This is a genomic window from Sphingomonas azotifigens NBRC 15497 (assembly GCF_002091475.1).
In the GTDB taxonomy this organism is placed as follows: Bacteria; Pseudomonadota; Alphaproteobacteria; order Sphingomonadales; family Sphingomonadaceae; genus Sphingomonas; species Sphingomonas azotifigens.
This window is the reverse complement of sequence record NZ_BCTR01000021.1, coordinates 86,902-99,502: the sequence shown is the minus strand read 5'-3', so window position 1 is coordinate 99,502 and position 12,601 is coordinate 86,902. Positions and strand designations below refer to the sequence as shown.

The window sequence follows — 12,601 nt, the reverse complement described above, 5'->3', positions numbered from 1 at the left end:
CGTTACGGCTTCTTCCCCCAGGCGCGGCGCCCGCCGACCCAGGTCTCGACCACCCTGGTGCCGCGCAGTTCGGCGGGCGAGGCGGTCAGCGGATCGCGGTCGAGGATCAGGAAGTCCGCCCACAGCCCCGGCGCCAGCCGCCCGATCTTGTCCTCGGCGAAGCTCGCATAGGCCGCGCCGATGGTGAAGCCGGCCCAGCCTTGCTCGCGGGTGAGCTTCTCCTCGGGGCGCCAGCCGCCCGGCGGGTTGCCGCTCGCATCCTGTCGGGTGAAGCTCGCCGCCCAGCCGGCCCAGGGGTCGGGGCTCTCGACCGGATAGTCCGAACCGAAGGCGAGGTGCGTGCCGTCCTGCAGCAGCGTCCGCCAGGCATAGGCGCCGGCAAGCCGGTCCGGCCCCAGCCGCGCCTCGGCCATCAGCCGGTCGCTGGTCTGATGGACCGGCTGCATTGAGGCGATGGTGCCGAGCTTGGCGAAGCGCGGCAGGTCCTTGGGATCGAGGATCTGGGCATGCTCGATCCGCCAGCGACGATCGCCCTTGTAGGTCTCGGACAGGATCTCGATGGCGTCCAATACCTGCTGGTTGGCGCGGTCGCCGATCGCGTGGACGGCGATCTGGAAATTGTCCATCGCGCCGCGCGCCATCAGGTTGAGCAGCTGGTCGTCGCTGTAGAAGCCCAGCCCCTTGTTGCCCGGCGCATCCGAATAGTCGGCCTTGAGCCATGCGCCGCGCGACCCCAGCGCGCCGTCGGCGAGCAGCTTGATGCCGCCCATCCGCAGCCGATCGTCATAGAGCCACGGCGTCGGCCCGGCACCGGCCACGCGCAGCGCGGTCTCCACGCCGCGGCCATAGCTCAGGATTCGCAGGTGCAGCTGGCCGATATCGGCCATGGCGCGCATCGTCTCCCAATCGTCGATCGTGGTGCCCATGTCGGCGGTGGCGGTGATGCCAAGCGAGAGCAACTGCTCCTGCGCGGCGAGGAAGGCAGCGTTGCGTTCGCGCGGGGTCGATTTGGGGATCACCTTGATCACCAGATCGGCCGCGGCATCGACGAGCACCCCGGTCGGATTGCCGGCGGCATCGCGCTCGATGCGTCCGCCGGCGGGATCCTTGGTGGCGGCGGTGATGCCGGCCAGCGCCAGCGCCTTGCTGTTCGCCCAGCCGGCATGGCCGTCTACCCGGTCGAGCCACACCGGCCGATCGCTGACCGCACGATCCAGCTCGGCCGCGGTCGGGAAGCGGCCCAGCCGCCAGCTCTCCTGGTTCCAGCCGCCACCGACGATCCACTGCCCGCGGCTCTTCGCCGCATAGGCACGGGTACGCGCGAGCGCGTCGTCCAGGCTGGTCGCGGCGGCGAGATCGAGGTGGAGCAGCTGGAAGCCGAGGTCCATCACATGGCCATGCGCGTCGATCATGCCCGGCACGATCGTCGCGCCCTTGAGGTCGAGCCGCCAGACCAGCTTCTTCGGCCGCTTCTGCCCCTTGGCATAGACCGCGACGACCTTGCCATAGGGATCGATCTGCAGCGCCTCGAAGCGCACCACCGCGCCGTGCGCGTCGAGCGTGATGCCGTTGACATTGTCAACGATTCCATCGGCATGCGCCACTGGCGCGAGCAGCAGGGCGGTGGCGGCGGCAAGCCGCTTGAGGCGGGTGAACATGGGCGAGGGCATAGGGCCTGTTCCCCTGCCGCGCCAGATGGTCTAGGCGGGAAGGCTATGGCTACCAAAGCAGCACCAGCGCCCGCATCGCTCCCCGTGTCCATCGCCGATGTTCGTGCGGCGGCCGAGCGAATTTCGGGCGCGGTGGTGCGCACGCCGACGCTGCACAGCCGCACCCTCTCGCAGCTCACCGGCGCGAACGTGTACCTCAAGTTCGAGAACCTCCAGTTCACCGCCGCCTACAAGGAACGCGGCGCGCTCAACACGCTGCTGCAACTGGATGCGGAGGCGCGGTCCAAGGGCGTGATTGCCGCTTCGGCCGGCAACCATGCGCAGGGCCTCGCCTATCACGCGACGCGACTGGGCATCCCCAGCACGATCGTGATGCCCAAGAACACGCCGATCGTGAAGGTCACCCAGACCGAAGGCCACGGCGCCAATGTCGTGCTTCACGGCGAGACCTTCGACGCCGCCTATGCGCATTCGCGCGAACTGGAAGCGGAGCGCGGCTTCACCTTCATCCACCCGTTCGACGATCCCCGTGTGATCGCGGGGCAGGGCACCGCGACGCTGGAACTGCTCGAGGACGTGCCGGGCATCGACACGCTGGTCGTGCCGATCGGCGGCGGCGGGCTGATCTCGGGCGCGGCGGTGGTCGCCAAGGCGCAGGACCGGCCGATCGAGGTGCTGGGCGTCCAGGCCGAGCTCTATCCGTCGATGTACAACCGTATCCACCATACCGAGATGCCATGCGCAGGCGACACGCTCGCCGAGGGTATCGCGGTGAAGTATCCCGGCACCATGACGGCGAAGATCGTCGAGGCGCTGGTCGACGATATCGTGCTGGTCGGCGAGCGGCGGCTGGAAGAGGCGGTGAGCCTGCTGCTCCAGATCGAGAAGACGGTGGTCGAAGGGGCAGGGGCCGCGGGCCTCGCCGCGCTGCTCTCCGAGCCCGAGCGCTTCAAGGGCAAGACCGTCGGCACCATCCTGTGCGGCGGTAATATCGATACGCGGCTGCTGGCGAACGTGCTGCTGCGCGACCTCGCCCGTTCAGGTCGCCTCGCACGGCTGCGCATCCGCCTGCAGGACCGCCCCGGCGCGCTGTTCCATGTCGCGCGGATCTTCCACGAGCAGGGCGTCAACATCATCGAGGTGTATCACCAGCGGGTGTTCACCTCGCTGCCCGCCAAGGGGCTGGTGACCGACATCGAGTGCGAGACGCGCGACCGCAACCATCTCGATCGACTGATCACCGCGCTGCGCCGTGCGCAGTATGAAGTGAGCATGGTCGAGTCCGCCTGATGCGCACGCTGTTTTCGACCCTGCTCTACCAGCAGCCGCTGGGCGACGATGCGCTGGTTGCAGATCTCGAAGCCTCGTGCCTGCAACTGGCCGAGGACGACAGCGCCGGCCGCCGCTGGTGCCGCGAGAATCACTATCGCGGCTATACCAGCTATGCCTCGCTGAACGACCTGCCGATCCGCGATCCGGCCTTTGCGGACCTGAAGCGGCTGCTCGACAAGCATGTGGCGAAGTTCGCCGAGGCCTGCGCGTTCGATCTGGGCGGGCGCAAGCTCAAGCTCGACAGCCTTTGGGTCAACGTGCTCGACGGCAAGGGCGGGCACGGCGCGCATATCCACCCGCACAGCGTCGTCTCGGGCACCGTCTATGTGGCGCTGCCGCAGGGTGCGCGCGGGCTCAAGCTGGAGGATCCGCGCCTCGCGATGATGATGGCCGCGCCGACGCGGCGGCCCGATGCGCCGGAATCACTCCAACCATTCATCGAAGTGGTGCCGGACGTCGGCACGGTGCTGCTCTGGGAAAGCTGGCTGCGCCACGAAGTCCCGCCCGGAAACGGCAAGGACAAGCGGATCAGCGTCAGCTTCAACTATCGCTGGTAACGCGCTCCAGCGCCGCGACCTGCATCACCGGCCGCACGGGCTTGGCGTGGTGCGGTTTCGTGGTGTGCGCAACGAACGCCACGCAGGTGCCGAGCGCGGCACCGATCAATAGACAACGCGAAATAGCCATGGACGGACTCCTCAAAACACACAGGATCCACAGTCCATTATAGTGAAGAGGGTGGTAACTTCGGTCTGTCCCGCGCTTTTACGGAGGCCAGGGCGCTGGCGCAGGTGACGTCTGCCCGGATCGCGCCTATGTTGGCGGTCAATGGCTAAGAACAGAACAAGCGCAGGGTTGCCGACGCGGCAGCAGATTCTCGATTTCATCGCATCCTCCAACACGCCCGCCGGCAAGCGCGAGATCGCCAAGGCGTTCGGGCTGAGCGCGCAGGACAAGATCCTGCTCAAGGCGCTGCTGAAGGACATGAGCGACGAGGGGCTGATCGACGTCGCCCCCGGCCGCGCCTTCCACAAGATGGGCGGGCTGCCCAAGGTGACCGTGCTGCGGATCACCGATGCCGACGGCGACACCACCTGGGCGGTGCCCGAGCGCTGGGAGGCCGAGCATGTGCCGGCACCCCGGCTCCGTGTCCGCGAGATGCGCGGCAAGCGCTCGGCGCTGGGCGTGGGGGACCGCATCCTCGCCCGCACCGAAGAGGCCGGCAACGGCTGGATCGCGCATCCGATGAAGACCCTCGCCCGCGGCGAGGAGCTGATGCTCGGCGTGCTGCACGAGGAGGGCGGCAAGCTCTGGCTGCAGGGCGTGGAGAAGAAGGAGCGGCGCAACTGGCCGGTGTCGGATGCCGGCGGCGCCGAAGTGGGCGACCTGGTGCTGGCCGAGAAGGCCGGCCGGCCGCCGCGGATCACCGCGCGGGTGGTGGAACGGCTGGGCGATCCCTTCGCGCCGCGCAGCTTCTCGCTGATCGCGATCCATCGCCACGGCATCCCGAACGTGTTTTCGGAAGAACTACTGGAAGAGGCCGAGCGCGTCGCCCGGCAGCCGCTGGGCGAGGGACGTGAGGATCTGCGGCATTTGCCGATCGTCGCGATCGACCCCGCCGATGCGCGTGACCATGACGATGCCGTCTGGGCGACGCCCGACGAGGATCCCGCCAACGAGGGCGGGTGGAAGGCGATCGTCGCGATTGCCGACGTGTCCTTCTACGTCCGCCCCGGCTCGGAGCTGGACCGCGAGGCGCGGAAACGCGGCAATTCGGTCTATTTCCCCGATCGTGTCGTGCCGATGCTGCCGGAAGTGCTGTCGGCGGACGTCTGCTCGCTGAAGGAAGACGTCGATCGCGCCGCGCTCGTCTGCCACTTGCAGGTGACCAAGGGCGGTTCGCTCAAGAGCTGGCGCTTCACCCGCGCGGTCGTGCGGCTGGCGGCCAATATCGCGTATGAGGATGCGCAGGCGGCGATTGATGGCGATCTCGACAACCCGCTAACCGAAACGGCGCTGCGCCCGCTCTGGGACTGCTGGCACGCGCTCAACGCCGCGCGCGAGAAGCGCGAGCCGCTCGATCTCGACCTGCCGGAGCGCCGCATCGTGCTCGACGAGAAGGGGCGCATCCTTTCGGTGGCACCGCGCGAGCGGCTCGATGCGCACAAGCTGATCGAGGATTACATGATCGCCGCCAACGTCGCCGCCGCCAAGGCGCTGGAGGCGAAGAAGACCCCGGTGATGTACCGTATCCACGAGCCGCCGGCGCGCGAGAAGCTCACCGCGCTGAAGGAATATCTCAAGACCTTCGAGATCGAGTTTGCGCTCGGCCAGGTGATTCGCCCGGCGACGTTCAACCGCATTCTCGATCGCATCGGTGAGGAGGATTTCCGCCCGCAGGTGATGGAGCAGGTGCTGCGCACCCAGACCCAGGCCTATTACGGCCCGGAGAATGTCGGCCATTTCGGGCTGGCGCTCGGTTCCTACGCCCACTTCACCTCGCCGATCCGCCGCTATGCCGATCTGATCGTGCACCGTGCGCTGGTCGATGCCTATCGGCTGGGGCCGGGCGGTCTGACTGCCGAGGAAGCGGGCAGCATGGACCGGATCGGCCAGTCGATCAGTCAGCTCGAACGGCGCGCGATGGAGGCCGAGCGCGAGACGATCGACCGCTATGTCGCCGCCTATCTCGCCGCGCATGTCGGGGAGGTCCTGTCGGCGCGGATCACCGGGGTGCAGAATTTCGGCTTCTTCGCCACCGTCGAGGGCATCGGCGGGGATGGACTGGTCGCGGCACGTGACCTGGGAGCCGAGTATTTCCACTATGATGAGGCCGGCAAGCGGCTGGTCGGCGAGCATAGCGGCGAGGAATTCACCCTCGGCCAGCGGATCGAACTGCGGCTGGTCGAGGCGAACCCCGTGTCCGGCGCGCTGCGCTTCGAGCTGCCCGACGGCAAGGGATCGGCGGGCGGTCCCCAGCGCACCGGCCGCCCGGGCAAGGGGGCGCCGAAGCGGGTGATCCACCGCCGCGGCCGCCCCGGCAACATCCGCCACCAGGGCCGCAAGCGCTGAGGCGGGGCGCTGCCGGGCCGCTCGCTTGGCAGCGCTGTCCAAAGTCAGTGCAAAGCCGAAACAGGCGCGCTACAAGCTGTCAAAGAGAGCATGTTGCAATGCCGAAATGTGCGTAAGCCAACGAGGAGTGCCGATGTCCAGCCGCCCGACGATCAAGGAAGTCTCGAAGATCGCGGGTGTGTCGTTCAAGACCGTCTCCCGGGTGCTCAACAACGAGAAGCATGTCAGCGACGAGACGCGGCGGCGCGTCGAGGAAGTGGTGGCGCAGCTCAACTTCCGGCCCAGCCACGCCGCGCGGACGCTGGCGGGGCGGCGCTCGTTCCAGGTGGCGCTGCTCTATGACAATCCCAGCCCCTATTATGTGTTCCACATCCAGGCCGGCGCGCTGGAGCGCTGCCACGAGCTTGGCTACCGCCTGCTGATGCAGCCGGTGGAGAGCGCCGCGCGCGATCTGGTGCCGGACGTGCTGGCGCTGGTCGACGAGGCGCATCTCGACGGGCTGATCCTGTCGCCGCCGCTGACCGAGATGCCCGAACTGCTCGAGGCGCTCGACAAGCGCAAGCTGCCCTATGTCCGGATCGCGCCCGGCCTGCGCAAGGATCACGGTCTCGCAACCACGATGGACGACGTTGCCGCCGCCCGCGAGATCACGCGGCACCTGATCGACCTCGGCCATCGCCACATCGCCTTCATCCGCGGCCCGGAGAGCCATGTCTCGTCGGCGGATCGCCTTGCCGGCTATCGCCAGGAGCTGGAGGCGCACGGCATCGCCTTCGATCCGGCGCTGGTCATCGCGGGCGACTACAGCTTCCAGTCGGGCGGGGCGGCGGCACGGGCATTGTTCGCACGCGAGCCCCGACCGACCGCGATCTTCGCCGGCAATGACGACATGGCCGCCGGCGCGCTGGCCGCGGCGCACGAGGCGGACATCGCCGTGCCAGACTCGCTGTCGATCGCGGGGTTCGACGATTCGGATCTGGCACGCGCGGTGTGGCCGCCGCTCACCACCATCCGCCAGCCGGTGCGCGAACTGGCCTATGCCGCCGCCGATCTGATGCTGGCCGGCAATGCGGTGACGCCGCAGGTGATGCTCGACCACGAACTCAAGGTCCGCGCGACCACCGGGCCCGCGCCCAAGGGCTGAGCTGCGGCACTGCTGCCGTTCCGCAACGGGACATTCGCCCGCCCCGGCGCGGCGTTAACCATGATTGTCGCTGGGCAAAATCCTAAACGGCGCGTTAACCTTACGCCATGTCCGTTCCGTTCGCCCTGCGCGGTGCCCGCCGCCATCCGTTCCGCCGCCATGTGCGGCAGGTGATCGCCCGCCAGCGCAAGGCGAGCGAGGATGGCGACGTGAAGCTCTTCGCCTTGAGCTTCACCGCCTTCTTCGTCTGCTTCTACACGTTCCTGCTGTAGGCCGCGCTCAGGCCGCGGGGGTGTCGCCCGAGCGGGGGACATCGCCTTCGCGGTACAGGCGCCGCGCGCACCAGGCCGAGGCGAGCGCCTGCGCGACCACCACCCACAGGCAATCCTCGACCCTCACGCCCGGGATCCGCGTGAAGGCGAAGATGCCGACCGATCCCAGCACCATCGCGCCCGAATTGACGACGTTGTTTGCCGCCACCGTACGCGCGGTCTGCGACTTTTCGACCGTGGTGGTGAGGAAGGCGTAGAGCGGCACCACGAACATGCCGCCGGTGATCGCGATCATCGCCAGATCGCCCAGCACGTGCCACGCCTGCGGCATCTGGACGAAGGCCATGGTCTTGAGCAGCGGCCCGTCGTGCACCGGCCAATATTTGGCGGCGAAGTGGAAATCGACGACGAACGCGGTCATCGCCAGCACCGAAGGCACGCAGTAGCGCGCCGAGACATTGCCCTTCAGCAGCTTGTTGATGATCACCGATCCGATCGCGATGCCGATCGAGAAGATGCCGAGGAACACGCTCGCCACGTCCTTCTGGGCGTGGAACACGTTCTTGACCAGCGGCGGGAACAGCACGCCCAGCACCGCCGCGATCGACCAGAACACGCTGATCGAGACGATCGCCAGGAACAGCCGGCGGATGTGCATCGTCGCCGAGATCAGCCGGGCCGAGGCGCGGAAGATGTTGAGGTCGATCTCGAGATGGGTGAGCGGTGGCGCGGGCGGGATCTTGAGCGACGCCAGCCAGCCGGTGATCGCGACGCCGATCACCGCGAAGGCGGCGGCATGCGCGCTGATCAGCCCGCCGGCAATGGTGCCGCACAGGATCGCGACATAGGTGCCCGCCTCGATCATGCCGGTGCCGCCCAGCACGTCGTCCTCGGCCAGGTGCTGCGGCAGCACCGCATACTTGATCGGCCCGAAAAAGGTCGAGTGCACGCCCATGCCGACCAGCGCGACCAGCATCAGCGGCAGGCTCTTGAGGAAGATGCCGGCCGCGCCGACGAGCATGATGCCCACCTCGGCGGCCTTGATGATCCGCATGATCTTCGCCTTGTCATGCGTGTCGGCGAGTTGCCCGGCAAGGGCGGAGAACAGGAAGAAGGGCAGGATGAAGATGCCGGTCGCGATGGCGCTGAACCGGGTCTCTTCCTCCACCGAATTGAAGATCTGGTAGGTCGCGAAAAAAATCATCGCGTTCTTGAAGAGGTTGTCGTTGAACGCTCCCAGGAACTGCGTGATGAAAAGGGGCAGGAAGCGGCGCTCCTTCATAAGCCCGAGCGCACCGATCATTCGATAATAGCTCCCCTCGCTGCGGTTGTTCCGCACGGTGAAGGGGCGGCATACCGAGCGGCGGGCGCGGCTTCAATCGATTAATCGGTATGGATGGAGAACGGGTGGAGAACGTGTCGAGGGAAGAAGCGGTCGGTGCCGTGCTGGTGCCGGCGGCCCTGGCGAAGGCGGTGGCGGGGCGCGCGTGGTTCCGCGATCGGGTCGGCGAGTCCGGCTGCGAGGTCTATCGGCTGGCGCGGCCGGGGGTGCCGGACCTCTATCTCAAGATGGCCGGGGACGCGACGCTCGGTGATCTGGTCGACGAAATGGTGCGGCTGCGCTGGCTGCGCGGAAGGGTGCCGGTGCCGCGGCTGCACGGCTTCGGGCTGAGCGCGGACAGCGGCTGGATGCTGAGCGAACGCCTGCCTGGCCGCACCGCCTATCAGCTGCTGGACGCGGATCCCGCCGCCGCGCCTGCGCTGGCGGCATCGCTCGCGCGCTTCCTCCGCCGGCTGCATGCGATCCCTGCCGAACAATGCCCGTTCAACGCCGATCACGCGCTTCGCCTTGCCGCCGCGCGCGAGCGGATGGAGGCCGGCCTGGTCGACGAGACCGAGTTCGACGCGTGCCGCCTCGGCCGTTCGGCCCGGCAGGTCTGGGACGAGATGCTGGCAGCGCTCCCCGCGCAGTTCGATCGGGTGGTGACGCACGGCGATTTCTCGCTCGACAATCTGCTGGTGGTCGACGGCGCGGTGACCGGCTGCATCGATCTGGGACGGGTCGGCGTCGCCGATCGCTGGCAGGACCTCGCCATCCTCTGGAACAGTCTTGCCGAATTCGGCGAGGCGGCGGCCGAGGCGATGCTGGACGCCTATGGAATCCCGCTCGATCCCGCCAAGCTCGACTTCCATCTGCGGCTCGACGAATTCTTCTGAGCCGACAGGCCTTTGGCCCTCCCGCTGCGGAGATGCCGGTGCTAGGGCTTTGCCGATGTTGACGTTGCCGAACATTCTCACCCTGTCGCGCATCTTCGCGGTGCCGCTGCTGGTGGGGTTCCTGTGGTGGCCGCACTGGGCGCCCGGATTCGCGATCGCCTTCGCGCTCTACTGCCTGATGGGCATCACCGATTATTTCGACGGCTATCTGGCGCGCGCGCAGGGGACGGTGTCGAAGCTCGGCGTCTTCCTCGATCCGATCGCCGACAAGATCATGGTCGCGGCGGTGATCCTGATCCTGGTCGGCAAGGGCGTGATCGCCGACTGGCACATCATCGCCGCGCTGGTGATCCTGTTGCGTGAGATCGCGGTTTCCGGCCTGCGCGAGTTTCTGGGCGGCATCCAGGTCTCGGTGCCGGTCTCGCGGCTGGCCAAGTGGAAGACGACGCTGCAGCTGGTTTCGCTGGGTGCGCTGATCCTGTCGGGCGCGCTGCCGGACTGGCACTGGGTGCTCATGGTGGGGCTGGCGACACTATGGGGCGCGGCGGTGCTGACCGCGATCACCGGCTGGGACTATCTCCGCGTCGGCCTGCGCCATATGGACAGCTGATGGCGATCACGATGCTCTACTTCGCCTGGGTGCGCGAGAGGATCGGGACCGGCGAGGAGCGGGTCGCCCCCCCCGAGGCGGTACGCAACGTGGCGGATCTGATCGACTGGCTGTCGCAGCAGAGCGATGGCCATGCCGCGGCCTTCGCCGAGCCGGCCAGGCTGCGTGCCGCCATCGACCAGACCTTCGTGCCGCTCGATGCGTTGCTGGGGAGCGCGCGGGAAGTCGCGATCTTTCCGCCGGTGACGGGCGGATGATCCGCGTCTCGGTCGATGCCGCGCCGATCGAGCTGGGCGTCGAAGTTGCCGCACTGGAGGCGCGCGGGGCGGGAGGGGTTGCCACCTTCACCGGGGTGGTGCGGACCGACGACGGGGTCGAGGCGCTGGAGCTCGAACATTATCCCGGCATGACCGAGGCGGCGCTGTGCGCGCTGGCCGAGGCGGCGATCGACCGCTGGCACCTCCTCGGCGTCACCATCGTCCACCGCGTCGGCAAGATGGTGGCTGGCGAGCGCATCGTCTTCGTCGGCACGGCGGCGGCGCATCGCCGCGAGGCACTGGAGGCCTGCGCCTATCTCATCGACCGCCTCAAGACCGACGCGCCCTTCTGGAAGCGCGAATGGCTCGCCGACGGCACGCGCTGGGTGGAACCGCGCGGTACGGATGCGGAGGCCGCCTCGCACTGGTTATAGCCTATACACGATATTCCATGATATCTGTATGCGCATGACCAAGCCGATGAACCTTAACGTCCGAGTCTCCGGCCCGCTGAGCGACTTCGTCACGCGCAACGTTGGCGAGCACGGGCTGTACGAGAATGTCAGCGAATATGTCCGCGACCTGATCCGCCGCGACAAGGAACGCGTCGAGCGCGAGATGTTCGAGACGCTCAAGGCCGAGCTGCAGCGCGCCTTCGCGACACCGGACGAGGACTATGTCGAGGTGGATCGCGATGCCTTCCTCGAAGAGCTGCGGCAGCGCCACGGGTGAGTCGCGACCAGCTCTCGCCGCTCGCGAAGGAGCAGATCGCCGAGATCTACGCCTATACTCATGCGACATGGGGCCGCGAGCAGGCGGATCGTTACTATCTAAAGCTATTCGACTGTTTCGACGCAATCGCCGATCGTCGGATGGTCTGGCGCAGGATAGGTGCCGAATTTGGCGCGGACGGCTATTTCTGCCGCTGCGAGCACCACTTCGTCTATTGGCGGTTGAGCAGCGGCGACCAGCTCCGCATCGTCACCATCCTCCACGAGCGCATGCACCAGCTGGAGCAACTGCGCGCCGTCTGGGAGCCCTAGGTCCGCGCGGCCGCCAGCACGTCCGCGAGCAGACGGAAATCCCGCTCGCGGGGGGATGCCTTGCGCCAGACCAGTGCGATGTGCCGGGAGGCATTGGCGGCGTCGAGCGGCCGCGCGGTGACCGAGGTGTGCTCCAGGATGCCCGCATCCACCGCCATCTCCGGCAGCATCGTCACCCCCAGGCCGTTGTCGACCATCTGCACCATGGTGTGGAGCGAGGTGCCGAGCATCGTCGCCTCGGCGCGCATCTCCGGCCGGTTGCAGGCGGCCAGCGCATGGTCCTTCAGACAATGGCCGTCCTCGAGCATCAGCAGCCGCGTCTCGTCGATCGCATCCGGGTGGATCGCGGGCGTCGGGTCCATTTCCCCATCGCGGAAGGCGACGAACAGTCGATCGTCGAACAGCCGGGCGCTCTCCACGTCGCCGCAGGAGAAGGGCAAAGCGAGCAGCACGCAATCGGTGCGGCCATGGCTCAGCGCCTCGCAGGCCTGGCCGCTGGTTTCCTCGCGCAGATAGAGCTTGAGGTCCGGATATTGCTGGCGGAGCCGCGGCAGGATGCGCGGCAGCAGGAAGGGCGCGATGGTGGGGATGACGCTCATCCGCATCTCGCCCGAGAGCGGCCGACCGGCGGCGCGGGCGAGGTCGCCCAACTCGTCCGCCTCGCGCAGCACGCGGCGTGCCTTCTCGACGATCCGCTCTCCCAGCGGCGTGAAGCGCACCACCCGGCGGGTGCGCTCGACCAGTACCACGCCGATCAGCGTCTCCAGTTCGCGAATGCCGGCGGACAGGGTCGACTGGGTGACGAAGCATGCCTCCGCGGCCCGACCGAAATGGCCGGCGTCGTTGAGCGCCACCAGATATTGCAGCTGCTTGAGGGTAGGGAGGTAGGTTTGCGCCACTGATCGCCTCTCTCGATGGTAGGGCGGGTATATAGTGGCCGGATCGAACATGGAAAGCGAATAGCCGCTCCCCCGACCGCTAGGG

Annotated in this window: 15 protein-coding genes; 11 read left to right on the top strand and 4 right to left on the bottom strand. The window is 67.6% G+C overall.

From position 1 onward, the window contains the following. Positions 1–2: 2 nt before the first annotated feature. Positions 3–1,658, bottom strand: coding sequence for an amidohydrolase (locus SAZ01S_RS09345; protein WP_084582085.1), 1,656 nt, complete (start codon positions 1,656–1,658; stop codon positions 3–5). 57 nt (positions 1,659–1,715) lie between these two features. Here SAZ01S_RS09345 and SAZ01S_RS09340 point away from each other — a divergent pair, with 57 nt between their 5' ends. Next, positions 1,716–2,960: a threonine ammonia-lyase gene (locus tag SAZ01S_RS09340; protein WP_084582000.1), complete on the top strand. Its 1,245-nt coding sequence runs from the start codon at positions 1,716–1,718 to the stop codon at positions 2,958–2,960. Then, complete coding sequence (locus SAZ01S_RS09335; RefSeq protein ID WP_084581999.1) at positions 2,960–3,559, top strand: TIGR02466 family protein; 600 nt, start codon at positions 2,960–2,962, stop codon at positions 3,557–3,559. Before SAZ01S_RS09340 ends, SAZ01S_RS09335 begins: the two co-directional genes overlap by 1 nt. Here SAZ01S_RS09335 and SAZ01S_RS24015 read toward each other — a convergent pair. After that, positions 3,543–3,689, bottom strand: coding sequence for a hypothetical protein (locus SAZ01S_RS24015; protein ID WP_167693123.1), 147 nt, complete (start codon positions 3,687–3,689; stop codon positions 3,543–3,545). The two genes, SAZ01S_RS09335 and SAZ01S_RS24015, sit on opposite strands and share 17 nt — an antisense overlap. A 141-nt stretch (positions 3,690–3,830) precedes the next feature. Here SAZ01S_RS24015 and rnr point away from each other — a divergent pair, with 141 nt between their 5' ends. The 3 genes from rnr to SAZ01S_RS24010 all read left to right on the top strand — a co-directional run bounded on the left by rnr (position 3,831) and on the right by SAZ01S_RS24010 (position 7,490). Further along, complete coding sequence (rnr, locus tag SAZ01S_RS09330; RefSeq protein WP_084581998.1) at positions 3,831–6,074, top strand: ribonuclease R; 2,244 nt, start codon at positions 3,831–3,833, stop codon at positions 6,072–6,074. 133 nt (positions 6,075–6,207) lie between these two features. After that, positions 6,208–7,218, top strand: a complete 1,011-nt coding sequence (locus tag SAZ01S_RS09325; RefSeq protein WP_084581997.1) for a LacI family DNA-binding transcriptional regulator — start codon at positions 6,208–6,210, stop codon at positions 7,216–7,218. A 107-nt stretch (positions 7,219–7,325) separates the two neighbouring features. Beyond that, complete coding sequence (locus SAZ01S_RS24010; RefSeq protein WP_167693122.1) at positions 7,326–7,490, top strand: hypothetical protein; 165 nt, start codon at positions 7,326–7,328, stop codon at positions 7,488–7,490. A 7-nt stretch (positions 7,491–7,497) separates the two neighbouring features. Here SAZ01S_RS24010 and SAZ01S_RS09320 read toward each other — a convergent pair whose 3' ends face one another. Continuing rightward, the gene (locus tag SAZ01S_RS09320; protein ID WP_084582084.1) at positions 7,498–8,793 is read right to left on the bottom strand and encodes an MFS transporter; all 1,296 of its coding nucleotides are present in this window, start codon (positions 8,791–8,793) and stop codon (positions 7,498–7,500) included. A gap of 89 nt (positions 8,794–8,882) precedes the next feature. Between SAZ01S_RS09320 and SAZ01S_RS09315 the strand changes: the two genes are divergently transcribed. Genes SAZ01S_RS09315 through SAZ01S_RS09290 form a run of 6 tightly spaced genes read left to right on the top strand, consistent with a single transcriptional unit; the run spans position 8,883 to position 11,617 of the window. After that, positions 8,883–9,707 carry an APH(3') family aminoglycoside O-phosphotransferase gene (locus tag SAZ01S_RS09315; protein ID WP_084581996.1) on the top strand — a complete coding sequence of 275 codons (825 nt, stop codon included), beginning with the start codon at positions 8,883–8,885 and terminating at the stop codon, positions 9,705–9,707. 55 nt (positions 9,708–9,762) lie between these two features. Then, positions 9,763–10,317, top strand: coding sequence for a CDP-diacylglycerol--glycerol-3-phosphate 3-phosphatidyltransferase (gene pgsA, locus SAZ01S_RS09310; RefSeq protein ID WP_084581995.1), 555 nt, complete (start codon positions 9,763–9,765; stop codon positions 10,315–10,317). Then, entirely contained in the window at positions 10,317–10,574 is a 258-nt protein-coding gene (moaD, locus tag SAZ01S_RS09305) for a molybdopterin converting factor subunit 1 (RefSeq protein WP_084581994.1), read from the top strand. The genes pgsA and moaD overlap by 1 nt, the downstream gene beginning before the upstream one ends. After that, positions 10,571–11,008 (top strand): molybdenum cofactor biosynthesis protein MoaE, encoded by a 438-nt coding sequence (locus SAZ01S_RS09300; protein ID WP_084581993.1) that lies wholly within the window; start codon positions 10,571–10,573, stop codon positions 11,006–11,008. Before moaD ends, SAZ01S_RS09300 begins: the two co-directional genes overlap by 4 nt. A gap of 28 nt (positions 11,009–11,036) precedes the next feature. After that, a complete protein-coding gene (locus SAZ01S_RS09295; protein WP_439951221.1) occupies positions 11,037–11,306 on the top strand; it encodes a ribbon-helix-helix domain-containing protein in 270 nt (89 codons plus the stop codon). After that, entirely contained in the window at positions 11,303–11,617 is a 315-nt protein-coding gene (locus tag SAZ01S_RS09290; protein WP_084581992.1) for a type II toxin-antitoxin system RelE/ParE family toxin, read from the top strand. Before SAZ01S_RS09295 ends, SAZ01S_RS09290 begins: the two co-directional genes overlap by 4 nt. Here the strand turns inward: SAZ01S_RS09290 and SAZ01S_RS09285 are convergent. Next, entirely contained in the window at positions 11,614–12,567 is a 954-nt protein-coding gene (locus tag SAZ01S_RS09285) for a hydrogen peroxide-inducible genes activator (RefSeq protein WP_084581991.1), read from the bottom strand. The genes SAZ01S_RS09290 and SAZ01S_RS09285 overlap by 4 nt on opposite strands. Between the last annotated feature and the right edge of the window lie 34 nt (positions 12,568–12,601).

Bases quoted from the DNA above. Each gene is read 5' to 3' on its own strand.
- SAZ01S_RS09345 (WP_084582085.1), bottom strand. From the start codon at position 1,658: ATGTTCACCCGCCTCAAGCGGCTTGCCGCCGCCACCGCCCTGCTGCTC.
- SAZ01S_RS09340 (WP_084582000.1), top strand. From the start codon at position 1,716: ATGGCTACCAAAGCAGCACCAGCGCCCGCATCGCTCCCCGTGTCCATC.
- SAZ01S_RS09335 (WP_084581999.1), top strand. From the start codon at position 2,960: ATGCGCACGCTGTTTTCGACCCTGCTCTACCAGCAGCCGCTGGGCGAC.
- SAZ01S_RS24015 (WP_167693123.1), bottom strand. From the start codon at position 3,689: ATGGCTATTTCGCGTTGTCTATTGATCGGTGCCGCGCTCGGCACCTGC.
- rnr (WP_084581998.1), top strand. From the start codon at position 3,831: ATGGCTAAGAACAGAACAAGCGCAGGGTTGCCGACGCGGCAGCAGATT.
- SAZ01S_RS09325 (WP_084581997.1), top strand. From the start codon at position 6,208: ATGTCCAGCCGCCCGACGATCAAGGAAGTCTCGAAGATCGCGGGTGTG.
- SAZ01S_RS24010 (WP_167693122.1), top strand. From the start codon at position 7,326: ATGTCCGTTCCGTTCGCCCTGCGCGGTGCCCGCCGCCATCCGTTCCGC.
- SAZ01S_RS09320 (WP_084582084.1), bottom strand. From the start codon at position 8,793: ATGATCGGTGCGCTCGGGCTTATGAAGGAGCGCCGCTTCCTGCCCCTT.
- SAZ01S_RS09315 (WP_084581996.1), top strand. From the start codon at position 8,883: ATGGATGGAGAACGGGTGGAGAACGTGTCGAGGGAAGAAGCGGTCGGT.
- pgsA (WP_084581995.1), top strand. From the start codon at position 9,763: ATGTTGACGTTGCCGAACATTCTCACCCTGTCGCGCATCTTCGCGGTG.
- moaD (WP_084581994.1), top strand. From the start codon at position 10,317: ATGGCGATCACGATGCTCTACTTCGCCTGGGTGCGCGAGAGGATCGGG.
- SAZ01S_RS09300 (WP_084581993.1), top strand. From the start codon at position 10,571: ATGATCCGCGTCTCGGTCGATGCCGCGCCGATCGAGCTGGGCGTCGAA.
- SAZ01S_RS09295 (WP_439951221.1), top strand. From the start codon at position 11,037: ATGCGCATGACCAAGCCGATGAACCTTAACGTCCGAGTCTCCGGCCCG.
- SAZ01S_RS09285 (WP_084581991.1), bottom strand. From the start codon at position 12,567: ATGTTCGATCCGGCCACTATATACCCGCCCTACCATCGAGAGAGGCGA.